Below are 21,688 nucleotides of genomic sequence, written 5' to 3'. Positions count from 1 at the left end.
AACCGGGCCGTTCACCAGCTCTTCACCCCCCGGGGTGGGCGCCGTGAGGCAGTCGAACGCTGGCGTGTACATGCTCTGTTCGCACCGTCCCGTCACCGTCGCGTCTCCCCCACCGGAGGTCTGAAGTGTCCGGCAGAACCGTGTACAGCCGTCGCCGTGCCGTCCTGGCGTCCGCCCTCGCCTTCACCGCGGCCGCGGTGGGGCTGTGGACCGGGCTCGGCGGCTCCGCCACCGCCCATGCCGCGGCCGGGGTCCCGACCCCGGACCACGTGGTCGTCGTCGTCTTCGAGAACCACGCGTACAGCCAGGTGATCGGCTCCTCCAGCGCCCCGTACATCAACTCGCTCAAAACAGGGGGTGCGAACCTCTCCCAGTCGTACGCCGAGACGCACCCGAGCCAGCCCAACTACTACGCCCTGTTCTCCGGCTCCACGCAGGGCGTCACGGACGACAGCTGTGTGCGGCCCGGTTTCTCCTCCGCGCCGAACCTCGCCTCCGAGCTGATCGCCGCGGGCAAGACCTGGGCGAGCTACAACGAGACGCTGCCCAGCCAGGGCTCCACGACGTGCAGCAGCGGCAAGTACGCGCAGAAGCACAACCCCTGGTTCGGCTTCGGCAACGTGCCGACGTCGAGCGCGAAGACCTTCGCGCAGTTCCCGGCCGACTACACGACGCTGCCGCAGGTCTCCTTCGTCGTCCCCAACCTGTGCAGCGACATGCACGACTGCTCGGTGTCCTCCGGGGACACCTGGCTCAAGAACAACCTGGGCGCCTACGCCACCTGGGCCAAGACCCACAACAGCCTGCTCGTCGTCACCTTCGACGAGGACAACCGGCTCAGCGGCAACAAGATCCCCACGGTGCTCTACGGCCAGCGGGTGACGGCCGGGTCCTCCTCGGCCACCACGTACAACCACTACGACCTGCTGCGCACCCTGGAGGACATGCACGGCCTGCCGCACGCCGGCAACGCCGCCTCCGGCAAGGACATCACCGGCATCTGGACGTCCTGACATGTACGTTGCGGACAGCCGCGCCGGTACGCGTGCGGCGTCCGCGGAAGGCGCCGCCCGGCCCCGTGCCGGGCGGCGCCGCGCCGCGGTCGCGCCCACGGTGCTGGCACTCGGCACGGTCAGTCTGATCACCGACGTCTCGTCCGAGATGGTCACCGCGGTGCTCCCGCTGTACCTGGTGGCGGGCCTCGGCCTGTCCCCGCTGGGTTTCGGCCTGCTGGACGGCGTCTACAACGGCTTCTCGGCGCTCGTGCGACTGGTCGGCGGCCATCTGGCCGACCGCGGCGGCGGCCGCCACAAGTGGGTGGCGGGCTTCGGCTACGCGCTCTCGGCAGCGTGCAAACCCCTCCTGCTGCTGGCGCACTCACTGACCCCGATCGGCCTGGTCCTGGCCGCCGACCGCACCGGCAAGGGCCTGCGCACCGCCCCGCGCGACGCGCTGATCTCCCTGTCGAGCACCCCGGCGACGCGTGGCCGCGCCTTCGGCGTGCACCGGGCCATGGACACGGCGGGCGCGCTGCTGGGCCCGCTGGTCGCCTTCCTGATCCTGCGGGCGACGGTGGACGGCTACGACGCGGTGTTCACGGTGAGCTTCTGCGTGGCGGTGGTGGGGGTCCTGGTCCTGGTGCTGTTCGTGCCGGCGGACACCCGCGCCGGGACCGGCCCGCGGTCCGCACGGCCGGCGGAGGCGACCCGTCCCACGGAGTTCGCGGAGCCCGCCGGGTCCGCGGGGCCGGCCCGGTCCACGCCCGCCGGAGCGGCGGACCGGTCCCGTCCGGCGGAGGAGGCTCCCCGGTCCGGGAGCGCGGCGGGCTCCGCCCCGTCCCCCGCCGGGCAGAACCCCGCGGACCCGGCCGGGTCCCCCGCGTCCCCCACCCTCCGCGCGGCCCTGTCCCTGCTCGGCACTCCGGCGGTGCGCCGCATCACCCTGTGCGCCCTCCTGCTGGGCCTCGCGACGGTCAGCGACGCCTTCGTCTTCCTGCTCCTCCAGCGGCGCCTGGGCGTGCCGGACCGCTGGTTCGCGCTGCTCCCCCTCGGCACGGCGGCCGCGTTCCTGCTCCTGGCCGTCCCGCTGGGCCGCCTCGCGGACCGGATCGGCAGCCGCCGGCTGTTCCTGGCCGGTCACGGCGCCCTGCTGCTCGTCTACGCCCTCCTGCTCTCCGCCTGGCACGGGTCGGCACTGCCGTACCTGGTGCTGCTCCTGCACGGCGGCTTCTACGCGGCCACCGACGGCGTCCTGATGGCCGCGGCCTCCGAGAGCGTGCCGGAGGAACTGCGCTCGTCCGGGCTGGCCCTCGTGCAGACCGGCCAGGCGCTGGCCCGTTTCGTCTGCTCGCTCGGCTTCGGCGCCGCCTGGACGGCCTGGGGCGACCGTACGGCGCTCACCGTGTCCGCCGCGCTGCTCGTGTTCGGGGTCCTGGTCTCCGTCGCCCTGCGCCCCACTCCTCCGGAAGGCCTCGCATGACCCTCCGTACCCGTCTCCTGGTGCTGGTCTCGGCCCTCGTCGTGCTCGCGGGCATCGGCACGGCCTCCGTCCTGCGCGCCTCGGCCCGCGCCGACCGCCGTGACCACGCCGTTCCCGGCGGCCCGGAGATCACCGCGGGGCCGGTGGCGCTCGGCGCGCGGGGCCGCATGATCTTCCGCAACATGGCGTGGGGTCCGCACCGCGACGAGCTGACGTCGGTCCCGGCGTCGGACCCGGCGGGCCCGCGGACCGCCTCGAAGGTGAAGTGCCTGCGGTTCCACGCGGCCGGCGGCACGGGCGTCTGCCTGCAGTCGGTGCACGGCCCGGTGGGGGACACCTACCGGGCCGTCCTGCTCGACTCCCGCCTGCGGGTCACGGCCCGCTACGACGTCCCCGGCATCCCCTCCCGCGCCCGCGTCTCCCCGAGCGGCCGCTACGCCGCCTGGACGGCGTTCGTGGGCGGCGACTCGTACGCGGGCACGGACTTCTCGACCCGCGCCGCGGTCGTCGACACCCGTACGGGACGGCTGATCCCGTCCCTGGAGGCGTTCCGTGTGGTGAAGGACGGCAGGACGTACCACGCGGCGGACGTCAACTTCTGGGGTGTCACCTTCACCGCCGACGACCGCACGTTCTACGCGACGCTCGCCACCCACGGCAGCACGTACCTGGTCCGGGGAGATCTCCGCGCCCGCACCCTGACCACCGTCCACCCGAACGTCGAGTGCCCGTCGCTCTCCCCCGACGGCACCCGCGTCGCCTACAAGAAGCGGGTGAAGGGCCTCCCGAAGGACGCCCCCTGGCACCTGTACGTCCTGGACCTCCGCACCCTGCGGGAGACTCCCGTCGCCGAACCCCGCAGCGTCGACGACCAGGCCGTCTGGCGCGACGACCACACCCTCGTCTACGCCCTCCCCGGCGACTACGGCGCCGACCTCTACACGGCCCCGGCCGACGGCACGGGACACCCACGCCGCATCAGCACGGCGGCGGTGTCCCCGGCGTACGTGGGCCGACCGCCGGCCTGAACCCCGCGCACGCGCGTCGGCCGGGCACGGCCCCGGACGGGCCCGTGTCGCAGCCGTTACCGCCGGTTCGGCCGCCACCGGCCCGCCGGCACCGCGGACATCACTTCACCACGACGTCGTCCCCGGACGACGTCGACGGCCCGGTGGTGGCGTTGCCGTAGTACACCCAGCGCCACGTGCCCGTCCTGGACGCCTTCACGGTCGTCTTGAGACCCCCCGAACCGTTCGCGTACACCTTCTTGACGGTGGTGTAGGCGGCGGCGCCGGAGGCCTTGAACTGCAGGCTCACCAGGCGGCCTCCGTAGGAGACGTACTTCCTGGTCTCCCAGTCGGCCCGCGTGACCTTTCCGGTCACGGTGATGGTCCTGTCCTTGGACACCGGTTCGGGCGAGGCGTTGACGGTCAGGCGGGAGTTGCGCTTGACGTCGACCGTCAGACCCTTGTCGTCGGTGTCACCGCCGCCGCCCTCGAAGTACACCTCGGCCCCGACCTTCCAGGCCCCGGCCTCACTGTTGCGCATGTCCCACACGCTCGGGTCGAAGTACATCGTCTCGTCGAAGTCGCAGACGCCCGAGCTCACCTTGACGCAGTCGCTCGTCTCGATGGCGTGCCACAGGCGGTCACCCGCACCACCGCGGTACAGGAACACCGCGGGCCACTTCCACTTGTGCGTGGTCGCCATCCGGAAGGAGGCGGGCACCGCGACCTCCTTCGACACCCCGATCACGATCGCCTTGCCGCCGTTCACCTGGACACGGCTGAACGAGACCCCGCCCTCGGCCGCCCCGGCCGGCACCGCGGCCAAGGCCGTGAACACCGCGGCCGCGCCACCGGCCACGACGGCTCTCCAGACCTGCTTCCCCACCTGATCCCCATTCTCCTCGCGGAAACGCACCGGAGGTTCATCCCTCCAGCGCCTTACAGACGGCCGGAATCCACGCGGGGTTGTACACACGCGCGTCACGACGGGGCATCGGACGGTCCCCGCTCCGCCGGGCCCGCCTGAACCGTGATCGCGCCCCGGGGCCGGCGGAGCGGCTCCGGGCCGGAGCCGCCCTGGGGCACGTGCGCCTCGATGCCGGAAACGGGCCCCGCCGGCAGCGGACCTTCCGTAACGTATCCGGCCGTGACGTCGTATGAGCGGTGGTCCCTGATTGCTTCGTTCGGCTCCCTGCTCGTGAGCGTCGTCGCCTTCGGCGCGGTGGCGTGGCAGCTCCTCATGCTGTCGCGCGGTACGGAACAGGACCACGACAGACGTCGCAAGCAAGCGACCATGGAGTACCTCACGGCCAACATGGACCGCCGGAAGGCCCTGTTCGACGAGGGCATACCGCACGAGCGGGACCACGGGGCCATCGCGGCCCTGGTCGGTCTCTCGCTGTCCGGCGACGACCGAGCCACGAAGCTGGTCGCGTCCTACCTCACCACGTTCAACTTCCTCGCCGTCGGCGCGCAGACGGACGCCTTCGACCGCCAGGTCATCGACGAGGCATGGGGCGGCCTCATCCTCTCCGTCTGGAACAACTACCGTCCCTGGGTGGAGGAACAGCGGCGCCTGCACGGTGAGCCCCGGGTGTGGGAGAACCTGGAGTGGCTGGCCGGCAGGATGACACCGCGTCGGAGCGGCGTTCCTGACGGCGACCCGGGAAACCTGCCCCCACAGGGACGGCCGGTGCGGTAGGGAGGTTCCGTGTCCGGGCGCGGACACGGCCTAGACACCACCAGGCCGTTCCGGCTCCGGGGTCTCGTCCACGAAGCCGTGTTCAGTCCGGTCCGTCGACCGCTGTGCCAGCCAACCCGACACCCGGGGGCCTCCGTTGATCGCTCTCCCGTCGAGGACCGTACGGACGTGCTCGAAGCCCTGGCGGAGGTAGTACGCCTGCAGGTCCGTGTTGGTCGTCCACGCGTCGAGCCGGAGCCACTCGGCCCCGGCCCGACGGGCCCGGTCCCCGGCCCAGTCGAGCAGCCGGCCACCGATGTTCCGCCCGCCGTGCGTCCGCGCGACGGAGAGCTTGCTGACGAACACGGACGGCTCGGAGAGCTCTCGCTCCGTCCAGAGGCCCGCTTCCGCGTCAGGGGTCACGGTGATGGTCGCCGCCGTCACCGGACCGTCCAGGACCATGAAGACCGTGCCGTCATCGACGGTCTCCAGCAGCTTGGCGGCCGGGTAGGGGAACTGCCACTGGTCGGTCCCGAGGTCCGAGAGCCACGCCGCGACCTCCGCTCGGAAGGCCAGCAGCTTGGGTACGTCGCTCGGCTGGGCGGGGATGATTCTCACCGGGCTCGTTCTCCTGTCTCCAGCAGCCGCGCTTCCTCCGGGGCGGGGCATCCGCACGGCGATCTCGTGACACGGCATGCACGCCCTGAGACCACGTGTCCGAGGACCGGGTTCCCGGGGGCGGAGGGCCTTCGGACGGCCCAGGGGCCGTGAGGACGGCCGCGGGGCCGGCGGCCGACAGCCGCCGGCCCCGCGGGGCGCATCGCGAGAACCGCCGCTGGCCTGCGGCTACAGCACCGGCAGGTTCTTCCGCAGCTCGAACGCCGTGACCTCGCTGCGGTACTCCTCCCACTCCGACTTCTTGTTGCGGAGGAAGAAGTCGAAGACGTGTTCGCCGAGGGTCTCGGCGACCAGTTCACTGCGCTGCATGAGGGTGAGGGCCTCGCCGAGGTTCTGCGGCAGGGGCTCGATGCCCATCGCGCGCCGCTCGGCGTCGGAGAGGGCCCAGACGTCGTCGTCCGCGCCCGGCGGGAGCTCGTAGCCCTCCTCGATGCCCTTGAGGCCGGCGGCGAGCAGGAGGGCGTAGGCCAGGTACGGGTTCGCGCCGGAGTCGATGGAGCGGACCTCGACCCGTGCGGAGCCGGTCTTGCCGGGCTTGTACATCGGGACCCGGACCAGCGCGGAGCGGTTGTTGTGGCCCCAGCAGATGTACGAGGGCGCCTCGCCGCCGGCGCCCGCCGTGCGCTCCGAGCCGCCCCAGATGCGCTTGTAGGAGTTGACCCACTGGTTGGTGACGGCGGAGATCTCCGCGGCGTGCTTGAGCAGGCCGGCGATGAAGGAGCGGCCGACCTTGGAGAGCTGGTACTCCGAGCCGGACTCGTAGAAGGCGTTCCGGTCGCCCTCGAAGAGGGAGAGGTGGGTGTGCATACCGCTGCCCGGGTACTCCGAGAACGGCTTCGGCATGAAGGTGGCCTGCACGCCCTGCTCCAGCGCGACCTGCTTCATGATCAGGCGGAAGGTCATGATGTTGTCGGCCGTGGAGAGCGCGTCGGCGTAGCGCAGGTCGATCTCCTGCTGGCCCGGGGCGCCCTCGTGGTGGCTGAACTCCACGGAGATGCCCATCGACTCCAGCATCGTGATGGCCTGGCGCCGGAAGTCCTGGCCCACGTTCTGCGGGGTGTGGTCGAAGTAGCCGGAGTTGTCCGCGGGGGTGGGCCGCGAGCCGTCCAGCGGGCGGTCCTTCAGCAGGAAGAACTCGATCTCCGGGTGGGTGTAGAAGGTGAAGCCCAGGTCGGAGGTCTTCGCGAGGGCGCGCTTGAGGACGTAGCGCGGGTCGGCGAAGGACGGGGAGCCGTCCGGCATCAGGATGTCGCAGAACATGCGCGCCGTACCGGGGGCCTCCGCACGCCACGGCAGCACCTGGAACGTGGACGGGTCGGGCTTGGCGATCATGTCGGACTCGTAGACGCGGGCGAAGCCCTCGATCGCCGAGCCGTCGAAGCCGATGCCCTCGTCGAAGGCCTGCTCCAGTTCGGCCGGGGCGACGGCCACCGACTTGAGGAAGCCCAGCACGTCCGTGAACCACAGCCGAACGAACCGGATGTCCCGCTCCTCCAGTGTCCGGAGCACGAACTCCTGCTGCTTGTCCATTGTCCGCTTCCACCCATCCTTGCTGGTCAGGCCGCCTGCTCCCACGCCTCGAAGACGGTCGGGGCACCTGAGCATCCCACCACAACACCATTTCGTGCGCGTTGCCGACCATGATCGGCCCGCCGACCACGGAGTGAACGCCTCGCCTACGGAAGGTGTCCGTTCCGCTGCCCATACTGCCTGCTCACCCGCCTCGTTGTAATGCCCGGCCTGCACCCTTCCTCCACGCCCCCTTTAATTTGCATCTTAGATGCAAGTTTTATTACCGTGCTGTGCAGACAGGGAGTCGCACCAGCGGCCCTCCGCTTCCGTCCTGGCCCGAGGAGTTCCGATGCTGTCCGAGCAGTCCACCGCCACCGTGCGTGCCACCCTCCCCGCGGTCGGCGCGGCCATCGGCGAGATCGCCGACCGCTTCTACGAGGGGCTGTTCGCCGCCCACCCGGAGCTGCTGCGCGACCTCTTCAACCGCGGCAACCAGGCCTCGGGCACCCAGCGCCGGGCGCTGGCGGGATCGATCGCCGCCTTCGCCGCCCACCTCGTCGAGCGGCCGGACGAGCGCCCCGACGTCATGCTGAGCCGCATCGCCCACAAGCACGCCTCGCTGGGGATCGCTCCCGAGCAGTACGCGGTCGTGCACGAACACCTCTTCGCGGCCATCGCCGAGGTCCTCGGCGACGCGGTCACCCCCGAGGTCGCGGCCGCCTGGGACGAGGTCTACTGGCTGATGGCGAACGCGCTGATCGCCCTGGAGAAGCGGCTGCGCGCCCGGCACTCGGACGACGCGCGCGGCTGGCGGACGTGGCGCGTCGTGGGCCGCGACGAGGAGACGGCGGACGTCGCCACGTTCCGGATGCGTCCGGCCGACGGCGGCCCGCTGCCGGACTTCCGGGCGGGCCAGTACGTGTCGGTCCGGGTGACGCTGGCGGACGGCGCCCGCCAGATCCGCCAGTACAGCCTCGTCGGCGCCCCGGGCGCGCCGGACCGCCGGATCGGCGTCAAGCGGGTGCGCGAGGCCGGCAGCCCCGACGGCGAGGTCTCGAACCACCTGCACGCCCACGTGGCGGCCGGCGACACCCTGGAGGTCTCCGCCCCGTACGGCGATCTGGTGCTCGACGGCACCGACGCCCCCGTCCTGCTGGCCTCCGCCGGCATCGGCGTCACCCCGATGATCGCCATGCTCGAACAGCTCGCGCTCTCCGGGCACCGCGCCCCGGTCACGATCGTGCACGCCGACCGCTCCCCCGCCGACCACGCCCTGCGCACCGACCACGAGGCGTACGCGGGGAAACTCAGCGACGCGGCGGCCCACTTCTGGTACGAGCGGGACGCCGACGGGGCCGGCCTCCCCGGCCGCGCGGACCTCTCCGCGATACCGGTCGCCCCGGGCACCCGGGCCTATCTGTGCGGCCCCCTCCCCTTCATGCGGGCGGTGCGGGCCCAGCTCCTCGGCAAGGGCATGGCCGCCGCCGACATCCACTACGAGGTGTTCGGACCGGACCTCTGGCTCGCACAGGACTGACCGTCCCCGGCCCGCACGGGACCGCCCGTCCCCGCGGTGCGGGCGGCGTCCGCCCGCCCGTCACGGAGCACCCCGGTGCGGGCCGCGTCCTCAGGGGCGGCTGGAGATCCCCAGCAGGAGCGGGCCTGTCGGCGAGGCGACCATGTCCCGTACCGTCAGCGGGTCCAGCGAGGCGAAGAAGGCCTCCTGGGCCCGCCGCAGCGCCCCCCGCAGCCGGCACGCGGAGTGCAGCGGACAGGGCGTGGCGCCCTCGCAGTCGACGACGTCACCGTCCCCCTCGAAGGTCCGGACGACGGAGCCGACGGAGGCCGTACGCCCCGCCTCGGTGAGCGTGAGGCCGCCGCCCCGGCCCCGGCGCGCGTCGAGCAGCCCGAGGTGCTGGAGCTCGGCGACGACCTTCGCGGCATGCGTGTAGGGGACGTCCATGTCGGTGGCGACCTCGCGGGTCGTGGGCGTCGAGCCCTCCGCGACGGCGAGCCGCATCAGCACCCGCAGGGCCAGGTCGGTGGAGCGCAACAGCCTCATACCACCAGCGTAAATAATACGCATCCGAGGTTCAAATTATCTGCGCGGCCGTACGGGCGTAACGCCGCCGCTGTCCGGAGCGCGCACCTTCGGACATTCTGCGCCCTGAACGCCTGCGGGCACCCTCTCCCCATTACGATCAGCGGACCCGACCGTCCCATCCCCATAAGGACTCGCCATGGGTTCCGCCAAGAACACCACCTCCGCGCAGCGCAAGGCGCGCATAGACGAGATGCGCAAGGCCGAGCGCTCCCGGGAGCGTCGCAACCGGATCCTCGCGATCACGGCGAGCACGGTCGTCGTCGTCGGTCTCGTGGTCGGCGGTGTCGTCCTGGTCAGGTCGCAGTCCGACAAGAGCGACACCGCGGCGAGCGACTCCAAGGGCGCCGGCTCCGGGCACTTCGTCACGGGCAAGGACGGTGTGCGCACGTGGTCGGGGAAGCTCTCCCGCAACCACGTCACCAAGACCGTGGACTACCCGATGGAGCCCCCGGTCGGCGGTGACCACAACCAGGTGTGGATGAACTGCAACGGCGACGTCTACACCAAGCCGGTCAACGACATGAACGCGGTGCACTCGCTGGAGCACGGCGCCGTGTGGGTGACGTACAACGACAAGGCCTCGGACGCCGACGTGAAGGCGCTCGCGGAGAAGGTCAAGAAGACCCCGTACACCCTGATGAGCCCCGTGGCCGACCAGAAGGACCCGGTCATGCTCAGCGCCTGGGGCAAGCAGCGCACGGTGACGGGCGCGAGCGACCCGGCCGTGAACTCCTTCTTCTCCGAGTTCGTGCAGGGCAAGCAGACGCCCGAGCCGGGCGCCGCCTGCACCAACGGTCTGTCGCAGTGACCCGGATGCGGCAGGCGGGCTGGATCGCGGGCGCCACGGCGGCGGCGCTGGTCGCCGCCGGGGCCATCACGTACGCGGTCGCCGAGAGCGACGGCCCGGGGAACGCGACGCCCGCGGCGGACTCCGCCGACGCGGGCTTCGCACGGGACATGTCGGTCCACCACCAGCAGGCCGTCGAGATGTCGTACCTCGTGCGCGACCGCACGGACGACGAGGAGGTGCGGCGCCTCGCGTACGACATCGCGCAGACGCAGGCCAACCAGCGCGGCATGCTGCTCGGCTGGCTCGACCTGTGGGATCTGCCGAAGGTGTCCGCGGACCCGCCCATGACCTGGATGGGCATGGGCGACATGGCGTCGGGCAAGGACGGCGCGCTGATGCCGGGCATGGCGACCAACACCGAGCTGAAGAAGCTGGACACGCTCAAGGGCAGGCAGGCGGAGATCCTGTACCTCCAGCTGATGACCGACCATCACAAGGGCGGCATCCACATGGCCGAGGGCTGTGTGCAGAAGTGCACGGTCGGCGTGGAGAAGAAGCTCGCGCAGGGCATGGTCGACGCGCAGCAGTCCGAGATCAAGCTGATGGCCGACCTGTTGAAGGCGCGCGGCGCCAAGGCACGCGGCTAGGACCCGCCCGGGGACGGGCGGGGACCCGCGGGACCGGGAGCCCCGGAACCGGGAACGGGGAACCCCTTCACGCGAAGTCGAGGGATATCCCTACGTCCGCACGCGGCACCCCCTCCAAAGCCCCCCAAATGCCCTTCAACCACGCCCACTTGGCGTTTCCTTGGCTTTCTCATTCCCCTTGCATGAACGGTTCATCGCCAGAGTGACCCCAGCGTGATCCATTCCGTGTGCCCGCTGTTCGGCGCACGGTCTCGCACATCACGGACGACCGCACATGCGACGAACCGCATCGCAGGGGGTTTTATGAGATCCAATCGCGCTGCAGTACGCGCCGGAGTGAGCATGGCAGCGACATTGCCGCTGCTCGCCGGTGCGCTGGCGCTCGGCATACCCGCGGCCCACGCCGCGACCGGCCCGAGCCGGCACACCCTCGCGGGCACCAAGCCCGCGTGGGCCACGGCGAAGGCGGACAAGGGGGCCGCGTCCGACAGCTCCCAGGTCTCCGCCCGGGTCTACTTCGCGGGCCGGGACGCCGCCGGCCTTGCCGCGTATGCCAAGGCCGTCGCCGACCCGGCGTCTGCCTCGTACGGCAAGTACCTCACCGCCGCGCAGACGCAGGCCCGTTTCGGCGCCACCAAGGCGCAGGTCACCGCGGTGACCTCGTGGCTGAAGTCGGCCGGCCTGAAGGTCACCGGCACCACGCAGCACTACGTCTCCGTCACCGGTGACGTCGCCGCCGCCGAGAAGGCGTTCGGCACCCAGCTGCACAACTACACCAAGGGCAGCAGGACCTACCGGGCTCCGGCCGGGTCGGCCTCGGTCCCGGCCGCCCTGAACGGCGCCGTCCTGACCGTGACCGGTCTGGACAACGCCCCGCACAAGGCGACGCACAACGACACGCTGCCGCCTCCGGACGCGGTGTTCCGCAACGCCGGGCCGTTCTCCTCGTACTACGGCTCGAAGACCGCGAGCACGCTGCCGAGCGCGTACGGCAAGAAGATCCCGTACGCGGTGCAGGGATACACCGGCCGGCAGCTCCGCGCCGCCTACGGCGCGGGCAAGCAGACCGGCAAGGGTGTCCGGGTCGCCATCACCGACGCGTACGCCTCGCCGACCATCGCGTTCGACGCCGCTTCGTACGCGAAGAAGCACGGTGACGCGAAGTACTCCACCAGTCAGCTGCGTCAGGTGCTTCCCGGCACCTACACGAAGACCGAGGAGTGCGGCGCGGCCGGCTGGTACGGCGAGGAGACCCTCGACGTCGAGGCCGTGCACGCGGTGGCGCCCGGGGCGAACATCACGTACGTGGGTGCCGCCTCCTGCTACGACGACGACCTGCTGGACTCGCTCAGCAAGATCGTCGACGGTCACCTGGCCGACATCGTCTCCAACTCGTGGGGCGACATCGAGGCCAACCAGACCCCGGACCTCGCCGCGGCCTACGACCAGGTCTTCCAGTTCGGCGCGGTCGAGGGCATCGGCTTCTACTTCTCCTCCGGCGACAACGGCGACGAGGTCGCCAACACCGGTACGAAGCAGGTCGACACCCCGGCCAACTCGGCGTGGGTGACGGCGGTCGGCGGTACCTCGCTGGCGGTCGGCAAGAACGACAAGTACCTGTTCGAGACCGGCTGGGGAACCGAGAAGGCCTCGCTGGCGGCCGACGGCAAGAGCTGGACCGGCTTCCCGGGCGCGTTCACCTCGGGCGCGGGCGGCGGCACCAGCAAGACGGTGGCGCAGCCCTTCTACCAGAAGGGCGTCGTCCCGAACGCGCTGGCCAAGGCGGGCGGCACCACGCCCATGCGTACCGTGCCGGACATCTCGGCGATCGCCGACCCGAACACCGGTTTCCGCGTCGGCCAGACGCAGACCTTCCCGGACGGGTCGCAGCAGTACAGCGAGTACCGGATCGGCGGCACCTCGCTCGCCGCGCCGGTGATCGCGGCCGTCCAGGCCCTGGCCCAGGAGGCGCGCGGCGGCAAGGCGATCGGTTTCGCCAACCCGTCGATCTACGCGAAGTACGGCTCCAAGGCGTACCACGACGTCACGGACAACCCCACGGGCTCCGGACTCGCCGTGGCCCGGGTGGACTTCGCGAACTCGTTCGACGCGTCGGAGGGTCTGCTGACCTCCGTGCGCAGCCTCGGCAAGGACAGCTCGCTGTCGGCCGTGAAGGGCTATGACGACGTGACCGGTGTGGGTTCCCCCGCCCCGGGCTACGTCAGCTCGTTCCGCCGGCACTGACCGGCGCGCACGGACGGTGCGCCCGCCTCCCCCGTGGAGGCGGGCGCACCGTCACGTCCGGCCCGGCCCGGCGCTCCCCGCGGCCGGCCTCCCCCTGGCCTCCGCCCGGCCTCCGTCGTCGACGGGGACCGCCCACCCGCCCCAGCCCCCCATCGCGTCGCTCTGACGATTACACTGGGCGAGTGCCTTCTCTGAACTTCCGGTCGCTCTATCAGCACGGCTTCGCACGCGTCGCCGCCTGCACGGGCCACACCGTCATCGCGGACCCGCCCGCCAACGCCGAGGCGGTCCTGCGCCAGGCGCACAGGTGCGCCGGGGAGGGTGTCGCCGTCGCCGTCTTCCCGGAGATGGGGCTGTGCGGCTACTCGATCGAGGACCTGCTGCTCCAGGACGCGCTGCTCGACCAGGTCGAGGAGGCGCTCGGGACCGTGGTGGCGGGCTCGGCGGAACTGCTGCCGGTGCTGGTCGTGGGCGCCCCGCTGCGCCACCGCAACCGGGTCTACAACTGCGCGGTGGTCGTGCACCGCGGCCGGGTGCTCGGTGTCGTGCCCAAGTCGTACCCGCCCAACTACCGGGAGTTCTACGAGCGTCGGCAGATCGCCGCGGGCGACGACGAGCGCGGCGGCACGATCCGCGTCGGCGGCGAGTCCGTGCCGTTCGGTGTGGACCTGCTGTTCGCCGCGGACGACGTCCCGGGCCTGGTGCTGCACACGGAGATCTGCGAGGACATGTGGGTGCCGGTGCCCCCGAGCGCCGAGGCCGCCCTGGCGGGCGCCACCGTCCTCGCCAACCTCTCCGGCAGTCCGATCACCGTCGGCCGGGCAGAGGACCGCAGGCTGATGTGCCGCTCGGCGTCGTCGCGCTGCATCGCCGCGTACGTCTACGCGGCGGCCGGCCTGGGCGAGTCGACCACCGATCTGTCCTGGGACGGACAGACCATGATCTACGAGAACGGGACGCTGCTGGCCGAGTCCGACCGCTTCCCGCTCGACGACCGGTTCGCGGTGGCGGACGTCGACCTCGACCTGCTGCGCCAGGAGCGGCTGCGGACCGGCAGCTTCGACGACAACCGGCGCACCCACACCGCCCGCGCCGCCGATTTCCGCACCGTGTCGTTCCGGCTCGACCCGCCCTCCGGCGACCTGGGCCTGCGGCGTCGCGTCGAGCGCTTCCCGTTCGTGCCCGCGGACCCCGACCGGCTGGCCCTGGACTGCTACGAGGCGTACAACATCCAGGTCGCGGGGCTGCAGCAGCGGCTCGCGGCGATCGGTGGCCCGAAGGTCGTCATCGGGGTGTCCGGAGGGCTCGACTCCACGCACGCGCTGATCGTCGCGGCCCGCGCGATGGACCGGGCGGGCCGCCCGCGCAGCGACATCCTCGCCTTCACCCTGCCCGGCTTCGCCACCAGCGACCACACCAAGGGCAACGCGCACGAGCTGATGCGCTCCCTGGGCGTCACCGCGGCCGAGCTGGACATCACGCCGACCGCCCGGCTGATGCTGGAGGAGATGGGGCATCCCTTCGCGTCCGGCGAGCCCGTGTACGACGTCACCTTCGAGAACGTGCAGGCCGGACTGCGCACCGACTACCTGTTCCGGCTCGCCAACCAGCGCGGCGGCATCGTGCTCGGGACCGGTGACCTGTCGGAGCTGGCGCTCGGCTGGTCCACGTACGGCGTGGGCGACCAGATGAGTCACTACAACGTCAACTCGGGCGTCCCGAAGACGCTGATCCAGCATCTGATCCGCTGGGTCATCGGCACCGGCCAGTTCGGCGAGGAGACCGGCCGGACGCTCGCCGCGATCCTCGACACGGAGATCAGCCCGGAGCTGGTCCCGGGCGAGGAGATGCAGTCCACCGAGTCGAAGATCGGCCCGTACGCGCTGCACGACTTCACGCTCTTCCACGTACTGCGCTACGGGTTCAGGCCGTCGAAGATCGCCTTCCTCGCCTGGCACGCCTGGCACGACCCGGACGCGGGCGCCTGGCCGCCCGGCTTCCCCGAGGCCGAGCGGGGCGCGTACGACCTGCCGGAGATCCGGCGCTGGCTGGAGGTGTTCTGCCGCCGCTTCTTCGGGTTCGCGCAGTTCAAGCGCTCGGCGATGCCGAACGGGCCGAAGGTGTCGGCGGGCGGTTCGCTCTCGCCGCGGGGCGACTGGCGCGCGCCGTCCGACAGTTCGGCCCGCACCTGGCTGCGTGACCTGGCTCGCTTCGACCCGCCGGAGACGCGAGGCTGACCGTTCAGCGGCGCAGCGCCTCCGGCCGGTCGGGGACGTGGGCGGCGACCAGACGGCCGGGGGTGACCGAGTGGGCGGCCCGGTGGCGGCGGTCGACCGCGTAGGCCGTCCCGGCTACGGCCAGGCCGAGCACGGCGAGTGCGGCTCCGGCGAGCGCCGGGGAGGTGGCGCCGAAGCCCGCGGCCAGGGCGAGCCCGCCGATCCACGCGCCGCCCGCGTTGGCGAGGTTGAACGCGGCCTGGTTGGCGGAGGAGGCCAGCGACGGGGCCGCGGCCGCCTTCTCCATGACCATCAGCTGGAGCGGGGAGCCGGTGACGAAGGCGGCCGTGCCGAGCAGGGTGACGGCGAGCGCGGCACTCCACTGGGCCGCCATCAGGACGGGGAAGAGCGCGAGGACCGCGACCAGGGACGCGAGACCGCCGAAGAGGGTGCCGCGCAGGGAATGGTCCGCCAGCCGTCCGCCCGCCAGGTTGCCCGCCGTCGCGCCGACGCCGAACAGCGCGAGCAGCAGCGTGACGCTGGACTCGGAGTACCCGGCGGACTCGGTGAGCATCGGCGTGACGTAGCTGTACGCGGAGAACAGCGCGCCGAAGCCCGCCACCGTCGTCCCCAGCGCCAGCCAGACGGGCAGGGAGCGCAGGGCCGCCAGTTCGCCGCGCAGACCGCCGCTCGCGGCCTGGGTGTGGTCGTGCGGGACGAGCAGCGCCAGTGTGGCGATCGCGGCCAGCCCGATCAGGCTGACCCCGAGGAAGGTGACCCGCCAGCCGAAGTGCTGGCCGACGGAGGTGGCGACCGGCACTCCGGCGATGTTCGCGACGGTCAGCCCGAGGAACATCAGCGAGACGGAGCGTGCCTTGCGCTCGGGCGCGACCAGGCCGGTGGCGACGACGGCGCCGACACCGAAGAAGGCGCCGTGCGGCAGGCCGCTGAGGAAGCGGGCGGCGAGCAGCCAGTGCTGGTCGGGGGCGAGGGCGGAGAGCGCGTTGCCCGCGACGAAGAGGACCATGAGGCCGATCAGGACCTTGCGGCGGGACAGGCGGGCGGTGGCCGCGGCGAGCAGCGGGGCGCCGATCACCACGCCGAGCGCGTACGCCGAGACCAGGTGGCCGGCGGCGGGGAGGGATATGTGGAGGTCGTCCGCGACGTCGGGCAGCAGGCCCATCATCACGAACTCGGTGGTGCCGATGCCGAAGGCGCCCACGGCGAGGGCGAGCAGGGCCAGGGGCATGAGGGGGCCTTTCGGGGCAGCGGGGCGATGGAGCGGGGCGGGGCACGGAACGGACCGGCGTGCCGCGGGTCGGCGGGCCGTCACACCGACGGGCCGGCCGACGGGCCCGTTCCGTGCGCACGGACGCGCCCGTGCACGTCGATGTGCACGGGCTTCGTAAGTTCAGCTATGGAACAAACTCTCTCAGGCCCAGTATTCCGGCAGGTTAAGAACCGGTTGCCGCGACCTTCACGCGGGCGGCGATCGGGAGATGGTCGCTGCTGGTCTCGGGCAGCGTCCAGGAGGTCACCGGCTCGACGCCCTTGACCATGATCTGGTCGATCCGGGCCATCGGGAAGGACGCCGGCCAGCTGAAGCCGAAGCCGCTGCCCGCCGCGCCCTGGGTGGAGCGCATCTGCGAGGTGACGCCGTTGAGCGACCGGTCGTTCATGGTGCCGTTGAGGTCGCCGAGCAGGACGATCCTCTGCAGCGGCTCGTCGGCGATCGCCTCGCCCAGCGCGTCGGCGCTGCGGTCGCGCTGGCGGGCGGTGAACCCGGCCTCCAGCTTGACCCGCACCGAGGGGAGGTGGGCGACGTACACCGCGACGCCGCCCTCCGGCGTCGCCACCGTCGCCCGCATCGCCCGCGTCCAGCCCAGCTTGATGTCCACGGGCCGGGCCCCGGTCAGCGGGTACTTGCTCCACAGCCCGACCGTGCCCTGCACGGAGTGGTACTTGTACGTGGCGGCCAGCGCCTTCTCGTACGTGGGGACGGCGGTGGCCGTCAGCTCCTCCAGGGCCACCACGTCGGCGCCGGAGGCGGCCACGTCACGGGCGGTGCCGGACGGGTCGGGGTTCTCCGCGTTGACGTTGTGCGTGGCGACGGTGAGGTCGCCGCCGCTGCCGGTCCGGTCGACGAGCAGTCCGCCGAAGAGGTTCAGCCAGACGACCGTGGGGAGCAGCACGGCGATCAGGGCGCTCGCGGACCTCCGTACCAGCGCGAGGGCGAGCAGGACCGGGACGAACAGGCCGATCCACGGCAGGAACGTCTCGGTGAGGCTGCCGAGGTTGCCGATCCGGTTCGGGATCTGCGCGTGCAGCAGCATCACCAGGGCGAGGAGGAGCGCGATCGCGGCGAGGACCAGGCCGCGGCGCCAGATGCCGCGGTCTGCGCGCCACGTCTCCAGCAGGCGCCGAAGCCGGGATCCTCGACGCTCGGGCCCCGAGCCGCCGCTGCCCGTCTCCGTCATGTACGCCTGCGCCATACCGTCGCCTCACAACCTGCCGTGCACACCGTCAGTCCCGCGGTACGACCCTAGGGGATGATCGGTGCCGTTCCTGCCGTCGCATGACGGCTGTACGGGCACGAGGACGAACAACTCGGCTTCCGGGGTTCCGAATCGGGGGCGGTGCGCGGCCTCTGTGACGAAACGCGCACATTCGGCCGTCCCGCCGTCCGGGCGAGCCGCGTCCTGACGGACGGGCTAACGTCCGGGCGGGCGGAGCCCCGTGAGCACCGCGTCCACGATCTGCTCGGCGAGGTTCTCGGGGAGTTCGGCCTCCGGGCGCATCACGGCGCGCACCAGCATGGGTCCGACGAAGAGGTCGTTGATGACCTCTATGTCCACGTCGGCGCGGAGTTCACCGTCACGCTGCCCGCGGCGCAGGACCTCGAACGTGGTCCGGCGCCGCGGTTCGATGACGGTCGCCTGGTAGGCCGCCCAGATCTTCGGGCTGGTCTTTATCTGGGCGTAGACGTTGTGCAGGAGCGCCGAGGAGCGGCTGGCGAGACCCCGCCGGCGCAGCGGTTCCAGAAGGGCGATCAGGTCGTCGCGCATCGAGGTGCCGGGGAGTTCGGCGTCCGGGGGTTCGGCGGCGCGCAGGACGTCGACGAAGAGTTCCTCCTTGCCGCTCCAGCGGCGGTAGATGGTCGCCTTGCCGACGCCCGCCGTGCGGGCCAGCCGTTCGATGGAGATGTCCGCGAGCGGGACGCCGTCCTCCAGGAGTTTCATCGCGCCCTCGATGATGGAGCGTTCCACGGCCTCGCTGCGGGGGCGCCCCCGGGTGGGACCCTCGTGCCTTTCCCGGCTTTCCGCGAGGTTCACGTGTCGCTCCGTTCCTTCGTCCTGGGCTGCTGGTTCCCGCCGGGGTGCGGCGGATCGGGCGTGTGCGGCGGGTCGGGCGCCCGGTGCCGATGCCACGGGGCGCCCCGCCGTGTACTTCCGTCAGTGCTCCGCGGTCACCAACTCCGTCCGGTCCTCGTCCTGTTGCCGGGCCGGCGGACGGCCCGGCAGGAACACGGCGACGATGACGGCGCCCACGATCGCGACCCCGGCGCCGCACAGGGCGGTGACGTGCATGGCGTGCAGGAAGGCGTCGTTGGCCGGGGTGACGAGGGCCTCGCCCCGGGGGCCGAGCTTGGCGGCGACACCGAGGGTGGCCTCGATGGACTCGCCCGCGGTGTGGCGCAGGCCGGGCGGGAGAAGGGAGAGCTTGTCCTCGATGCCGTTGCGGTAGGCCGAGGAGAGGACCGAACCGAGGACCGCGATGCCGAGGGCGCCGCCGACCTGGCGGAAGACGTTGCTGAGGGCGGAGGCGGAGCCGGCCTTCTCGCGCGGCAGGGCCTGCATTATGACGACGCTCGTCGGGGTCATGATGTGCGCCATGCCGGTGCCCATCAGGAAGAAGACGACCTCGAGGAGCCAGATCGGGGTGTCCGCCTTCAGTGTGGCGAACGCGCCGAGCATCGCGGCGAGCAGCAGCAGGCCCGCCGTGCAGGTGGCCCGGTTGCCGATGCGGTCGACGACGAGGCGGGCGCGCGGCGCGAAGATGAGCTGGGCGGCGGCGAGCGGCAGCATCAGCACACCGGTCTTCAGGGGCGAGTAGCCGCGCACGCTCTGGGTGTAGAAGACGGAGAAGAAGGTCACGCCCATCAGTGCGAAGAAGACGAGCGCGATGGCGGCGATGGCGGCCGAGAAGACCTTGTTCTTGAAGTACGTGACGTCGATGGAGGGATGGTCGCTGCGCTTCTCGTAGACGACGAAGGCGACGAGGACGGCGACTCCGGCCCCGATGGTGGCGAGGACCGTCGCGTCGGTGAAGGAGGCCAGCTGGCCGCCCTTGATGATGCCGTAGACGAGCAGCACGAGTCCGATGACGGAGAGCACGACACCGACCAGGTCGACACGGCCGGGGTTCGGGTCGCGGGAGTCGGGGACCAGCCAGAACATCAGGCCGAGCGCGAGGACCACGATCGGCACGTTGATCAGGAAGACGGAGCCCCACCAGAAGTGGGCGAGCAGCACACCGCCGGTGATCGGGCCGATGGCGATGGCCAGACCGACGCCGCCGGCCCAGATGCCGATGGCCTTGGGCTGTTCCTCGCGCTCGAAGACGTTCATGAGGACGGCGAGGGTGGCGGGCATCACGAAGGCGGCGCCGAAGCCCATGACGGCGCGGAAGACGATGAGCTGGACGGGTGAGCCGGACTCCGCCGCCAGAGCCGAGCCCACCCCGAAGACCGCCAGACCGGCGAGCAGGACCTTCTTGCGGCCGAGCCGGTCGCCGAGGAGGCCCGCGGTGAAGAGCAGCCCGGCGAAGACGAGCGTGTAGGCGTTGATGGCCCACTCCAGCTGGCTCTGCGTGGCGCCGAGCCCGGTGGGTGCCGGGGTGGAGATCGTCTTGATCGCGACGTTGAGGATCGAGTTGTCCAGGACCACGATCAACAGGCTGAGCATGAGCACGCCGAGAATGGCCCAGCGGCGCCGGTGCACCGCTTCGGGCACACGCCGTTCGGCGGGGGCAGCGGGAGTTGTCATGGGCGGGAGCCTAACGAAATTCGATACGGAACCGTATCGTATCGTAAATCTTTTACGGAGACCTTACGAACCGGGCCGGAGCCGCGCGTCCGGGTGAGGGGGCACCGCCCGCGCGGGCGGGGGTCACCCGGTCGGCGGACCTGCTCCGGTGCCGGGAGACGCGTCCCGAAGTCTGGGGATGCACCCCGAAACCCCGGGGATGAGACGCGTCTCGCTCGACCCGGTCTGGCACCCGATGGCACGAGGTGCCACCATGGAGGCGATCCGGGGACGCCGTCAGGGCGCCTCGAGATGACAGAAGGAGCCGTTGCGATGACGCAGCTCTCGGCTGCCCCGAACCAGCCCGCCGACGGTGCGCGGGCCACCACCGACAGCGCCAGGGCGCTGTACGGAGGCAAGAGCACCCGCCGCATCACGGTCCGCGACATCACCGCGGCCAAGGAGCGCGGCGAGAAGTGGCCCATGCTCACCGCCTACGACGCGATGACCGCGTCGGTCTTCGACGACGCCGGCATCCCGGTGATGCTCGTCGGCGACTCGGCCGGCAACTGCCACCTCGGCTACGAGACCACCGTGCCCGTCACCCTCGACGAGATGACGATGCTGTCCGCCGCCGTCGTCCGCGGCACCAGCCGCGCCCTGATCGTCGGCGACCTGCCCTTCGGCTCGTACCAGGAGGGCCCGGTCCAGGCCCTGCGCTCCGCCACCCGGCTGGTCAAGGAGGCCGGCGTCGGCGCCGTGAAGCTGGAGGGCGGCGAGCGCTCGCACCGCCAGATCGAGCTGCTCGTCGAGTCCGGCATCCCCGTCATGGCGCACATCGGTCTCACCCCGCAGTCCGTGAACTCCATGGGCTACCGCGTCCAGGGCCGCGGCGAGGAAGCCGCCCAGCAGCTGCTGCGCGACGCCAAGGCGGTCCAGGACGCGGGCGCCTTCGCGGTCGTCCTGGAGCTGGTGCCGGCGGAGCTCGCCGCCGAGGTCACCCGCACCCTGCACATCCCGACCGTCGGCATCGGCGCCGGCCCGGAGACCGACGCACAGGTCCTGGTCTGGACCGACATGCTCGGCCTCACCGGGGGCCGGGTGCCGAAGTTCGTGAAGCAGTACGCCGATCTGCGGACGGTCATCGGCGACGCGGCCCGCGCCTTCGCCGACGACGTGGTCGGCGGGACGTTCCCCCTGGAGGAGCACTCCGTCCACTAGCCTCACCGGCCCCACCGAGCCACTGCGGCACCAAGACAGCCCGCCGAACTTCCCCCGTCGGCGGGCTGTCGCCGTTCCCGGACAGG

Annotated in this window: 18 protein-coding genes; 10 read left to right on the top strand and 8 right to left on the bottom strand. The window is 71.6% G+C overall.

What is annotated here, in order from left to right; all coding sequences use genetic code 11:
* Positions 1–125 precede the first annotated feature (125 nt).
* From OG776_RS29160 to OG776_RS29150, 3 genes are read left to right on the top strand one after another with little or no spacing between them, the layout of a single operon-like run.
* Positions 126–1,013: an alkaline phosphatase family protein gene (locus OG776_RS29160; RefSeq protein ID WP_148013687.1), complete on the top strand. Its 888-nt coding sequence runs from the start codon at positions 126–128 to the stop codon at positions 1,011–1,013.
* A gap of 1 nt (position 1,014) precedes the next feature.
* Entirely contained in the window at positions 1,015–2,478 is a 1,464-nt protein-coding gene (locus tag OG776_RS29155; RefSeq protein ID WP_329322780.1) for an MFS transporter, read from the top strand.
* Positions 2,475–3,506 (top strand): TolB family protein, encoded by a 1,032-nt coding sequence (locus OG776_RS29150; protein WP_329322779.1) that lies wholly within the window; start codon positions 2,475–2,477, stop codon positions 3,504–3,506. The genes OG776_RS29155 and OG776_RS29150 overlap by 4 nt, the downstream gene beginning before the upstream one ends.
* Before the next feature lie 100 nt (positions 3,507–3,606).
* Here OG776_RS29150 and OG776_RS29145 read toward each other — a convergent pair whose 3' ends face one another.
* Positions 3,607–4,371: a hypothetical protein gene (locus tag OG776_RS29145; RefSeq protein WP_329322778.1), complete on the bottom strand. Its 765-nt coding sequence runs from the start codon at positions 4,369–4,371 to the stop codon at positions 3,607–3,609.
* A 261-nt stretch (positions 4,372–4,632) separates the two neighbouring features.
* On the opposite strand from OG776_RS29145, the gene OG776_RS29140 reads away from it, so the two are divergent.
* Positions 4,633–5,187 (top strand): DUF4760 domain-containing protein, encoded by a 555-nt coding sequence (locus tag OG776_RS29140; protein WP_148013692.1) that lies wholly within the window; start codon positions 4,633–4,635, stop codon positions 5,185–5,187.
* A 30-nt stretch (positions 5,188–5,217) separates the two neighbouring features.
* Here OG776_RS29140 and OG776_RS29135 read toward each other — a convergent pair whose 3' ends face one another.
* Both OG776_RS29135 and glnA read right to left on the bottom strand, forming a co-directional pair.
* The gene (locus OG776_RS29135; RefSeq protein WP_329322777.1) at positions 5,218–5,784 is read right to left on the bottom strand and encodes a GNAT family N-acetyltransferase; all 567 of its coding nucleotides are present in this window, start codon (positions 5,782–5,784) and stop codon (positions 5,218–5,220) included.
* 228 nt (positions 5,785–6,012) lie between these two features.
* Positions 6,013–7,374, bottom strand: a complete 1,362-nt coding sequence (gene glnA / locus OG776_RS29130) for a type I glutamate--ammonia ligase (protein WP_148013694.1) — start codon at positions 7,372–7,374, stop codon at positions 6,013–6,015.
* Positions 7,375–7,705: 331 nt separating this feature from the next.
* On the opposite strand from glnA, the gene OG776_RS29125 reads away from it, so the two are divergent.
* On the top strand, positions 7,706–8,893 hold the full coding sequence (locus tag OG776_RS29125) for a globin domain-containing protein (protein ID WP_329322776.1): 1,188 nt from the start codon (positions 7,706–7,708) through the stop codon (positions 8,891–8,893).
* 90 nt (positions 8,894–8,983) lie between these two features.
* Here OG776_RS29125 and OG776_RS29120 read toward each other — a convergent pair whose 3' ends face one another.
* Positions 8,984–9,418, bottom strand: a complete 435-nt coding sequence (locus tag OG776_RS29120; protein WP_148013696.1) for an RrF2 family transcriptional regulator — start codon at positions 9,416–9,418, stop codon at positions 8,984–8,986.
* A gap of 178 nt (positions 9,419–9,596) precedes the next feature.
* Between OG776_RS29120 and OG776_RS29115 the strand changes: the two genes are divergently transcribed.
* The 4 genes from OG776_RS29115 to OG776_RS29100 all read left to right on the top strand — a co-directional run bounded on the left by OG776_RS29115 (position 9,597) and on the right by OG776_RS29100 (position 15,378).
* Entirely contained in the window at positions 9,597–10,268 is a 672-nt protein-coding gene (locus OG776_RS29115; RefSeq protein ID WP_148013697.1) for a DUF3105 domain-containing protein, read from the top strand.
* 5 nt (positions 10,269–10,273) lie between these two features.
* Positions 10,274–10,897 carry a DUF305 domain-containing protein gene (locus OG776_RS29110; RefSeq protein WP_148014113.1) on the top strand — a complete coding sequence of 208 codons (624 nt, stop codon included), beginning with the start codon at positions 10,274–10,276 and terminating at the stop codon, positions 10,895–10,897.
* Positions 10,898–11,200: 303 nt separating this feature from the next.
* Entirely contained in the window at positions 11,201–13,141 is a 1,941-nt protein-coding gene (locus OG776_RS29105; protein WP_148013698.1) for a S53 family peptidase, read from the top strand.
* A 191-nt stretch (positions 13,142–13,332) separates the two neighbouring features.
* On the top strand, positions 13,333–15,378 hold the full coding sequence (locus OG776_RS29100; protein ID WP_148014921.1) for an NAD(+) synthase: 2,046 nt from the start codon (positions 13,333–13,335) through the stop codon (positions 15,376–15,378).
* 4 nt (positions 15,379–15,382) lie between these two features.
* On the opposite strand, the gene OG776_RS29095 is transcribed toward OG776_RS29100, so the two are convergent.
* From OG776_RS29095 to OG776_RS29080, 4 genes are all read right to left on the bottom strand, one after another.
* On the bottom strand, positions 15,383–16,606 hold the full coding sequence (locus OG776_RS29095) for an MFS transporter (protein ID WP_148014920.1): 1,224 nt from the start codon (positions 16,604–16,606) through the stop codon (positions 15,383–15,385).
* 205 nt (positions 16,607–16,811) lie between these two features.
* Positions 16,812–17,849: an endonuclease/exonuclease/phosphatase family protein gene (locus OG776_RS29090; RefSeq protein ID WP_148013699.1), complete on the bottom strand. Its 1,038-nt coding sequence runs from the start codon at positions 17,847–17,849 to the stop codon at positions 16,812–16,814.
* A 219-nt stretch (positions 17,850–18,068) separates the two neighbouring features.
* Positions 18,069–18,689, bottom strand: a complete 621-nt coding sequence (locus OG776_RS29085; RefSeq protein WP_187285999.1) for a TetR/AcrR family transcriptional regulator — start codon at positions 18,687–18,689, stop codon at positions 18,069–18,071.
* Positions 18,690–18,809: 120 nt separating this feature from the next.
* Complete coding sequence (locus tag OG776_RS29080) at positions 18,810–20,402, bottom strand: MFS transporter (RefSeq protein WP_148013700.1); 1,593 nt, start codon at positions 20,400–20,402, stop codon at positions 18,810–18,812.
* Between the two features lie 312 nt (positions 20,403–20,714).
* Here OG776_RS29080 and panB point away from each other — a divergent pair, with 312 nt between their 5' ends.
* Positions 20,715–21,602, top strand: a complete 888-nt coding sequence (gene panB, locus OG776_RS29075; protein ID WP_329322775.1) for a 3-methyl-2-oxobutanoate hydroxymethyltransferase — start codon at positions 20,715–20,717, stop codon at positions 21,600–21,602.
* The last annotated feature ends 86 nt before the right edge of the window (positions 21,603–21,688 follow it).

This window comes from Streptomyces sp. NBC_01689, assembly GCF_036250675.1.
Taxonomy (GTDB): domain Bacteria; phylum Actinomycetota; class Actinomycetes; order Streptomycetales; family Streptomycetaceae; genus Streptomyces.
This window is presented reverse-complemented; position numbering and strand designations above follow the sequence as displayed.